Below are 1,875 nucleotides of genomic sequence, written 5' to 3'. Positions count from 1 at the left end.
TCCGTCGGAAGCATCCTGGAAGTCCTGACCCAGAGGTACGGGATGCTCTTCGGCGAGAAGACGCTACGGACCGATGAGCGCGAACTGGACCTGATCCTGATCCTCAACGGGAGGCACATCGAACACATCGGGGGGCTTTCGGCCTCCGTGAAGGAGGGGGACCACCTGGCCGTCTTCCCCCTGGTGGGCGGCGGCTAGAAGAAAGGAGCGTTTTTCGGGGCGGGGCTTTCGGCGATCCCTCGCAGGAAGCCCCATTCCTTTTTCTCCCCCCGGGGGGCGCGTTTCTTGAGCCCTTTTCCCCGATAACAGTTTATACTTCTCTTGGAGGAGGTGGATGCCGATGAAGGATTTCGAGAAGATGGGCTCCTTTTACCTGGGGAGAGAGGTGGACGACACCTCGGGGTCAACGGCGGGCGAACTGCTCCTCTACGACGCCAGGGACCTCACCACCCACGGGATGATCATCGGGATGACCGGCAGCGGCAAGACGGGGCTCGCCATCTCGCTTATCGAGGAAGCCCTGATAGACGAGATTCCCGTGATAGCCATCGACCCCAAGGGCGACTTGCCCAACCTGCTTTTGACCTTCCCGGGACTTGCGCCGGGGGACTTCCTGCCCTGGATAAACCCCCAGGAGGCTTCCAGGGAGGGGCTTACGCCCGAGGAACTGGCCCGGAAGACCGCCGCGACCTGGAAGAAGGGCCTGGAGGAATGGGGTATCGACGGCGCCAGGATCCAGAAAATGAGGGAATCGGTCGATTTGACGATCTACACGCCGGGCAGTTCCGCCGGGAGGATGGTGAGCGCCCTGCGCTCCTTCGACGCCCCGCCGGAGGTGGTCAAATCCGACGGAGACCTCTTCCGGGAGAGGATCCAGACCACCGCATCGAGCCTCCTGGCGTTGATAGGGATTGAAGCCGACCCGCTGACGAGCAGGGAGCATATCCTCATCTCGAGAGTGCTGGAGGAGAAGTGGTCCCGGGGGGAATCGTTGGACATTCCCTCCCTCATGGGGATGATCAGGGTACCGCCCTTCGACTCCCTCGGAGTGCTGGACCTGGAGACCTTCTACCCCACCACGGCGAGGATGGACCTGGTCCTGAAATTGAACCACCTTGCGGCGGCCCCCTCCTTCGCGCCCTGGATGGAGGGAGACCCCCTGGACGCGGGCCGGTTCTTCTACACCTCCGACGGAAGGCCCCGGGCTTCGATATTCACCATCAGCCATCTTTCCGACCGGGAGAGGATGTTCTTCGTATCCATGCTGCTGAACGAGATACTGGGGTGGGCGAGGACCCAGCCCGGAACATCGAGCCTCAGGGCCATCCTGTACATGGATGAGATCTTCGGTTTCTTCCCCCCGGTGAAGAACCCCCCCTCCAAGACGGTCCTCCTCTCGCTGCTCAAACAGGCCAGGGCCTACGGGCTGGGCGTCCTCCTGGCCACGCAGAACCCGGTGGACCTGGACTACAAGGGCATATCCAACATGGGAACCTGGTTCATCGGGAGACTCCAGACGGAGCGCGACAAGGCACGAATCCTCGAGGGGCTCAAGGGAACCTCGGAAAAGGGCTTCCCCCTCCAGGAACTGGACAGGATGATTTCGGGCCTCGGCAAAAGGGTCTTCCTGCTGCACAACGTCCACGAGGACAAGCCCGTCCTCTTCCAGACCCGCTGGGCCATGTCCTTCCTGGCCGGACCCGTGACGAGGGAGCAGATCAAGGCCCTCGTGGGGGATATCGCAATCCCGCCCCCGCCGGAGACGGCCCGGCCTCTCGCGGAGCCCGTCGCCACCGGGCCCGTCGACCAGGCTTCCATCAAATCGAGGGTGGCCGTCTCGGGCGTCAACTCGGTCTACCTCCCCGCTCCGGCAGG

At 63.0% G+C, this 1,875-nt stretch carries 2 protein-coding genes; both read left to right on the top strand.

The annotated features are described in order from the left end of the window. A partial coding sequence (locus GX108_03730; GenBank protein NLO56154.1) for a MoaD/ThiS family protein occupies positions 1 to 198 on the top strand: 198 nt, incomplete at its 5' end. 142 nt (positions 199 to 340) lie between these two features. Beyond that, a partial coding sequence (locus tag GX108_03725; GenBank protein NLO56153.1) for an ATP-binding protein occupies positions 341 to 1,875 on the top strand: 1,535 nt, incomplete at its 3' end.

It is taken from the genome of Thermovirga sp., from assembly GCA_012523215.1.
Lineage (GTDB): Bacteria > Synergistota > Synergistia > Synergistales > Thermovirgaceae > 58-81.
This window is presented reverse-complemented; position numbering and strand designations above follow the sequence as displayed.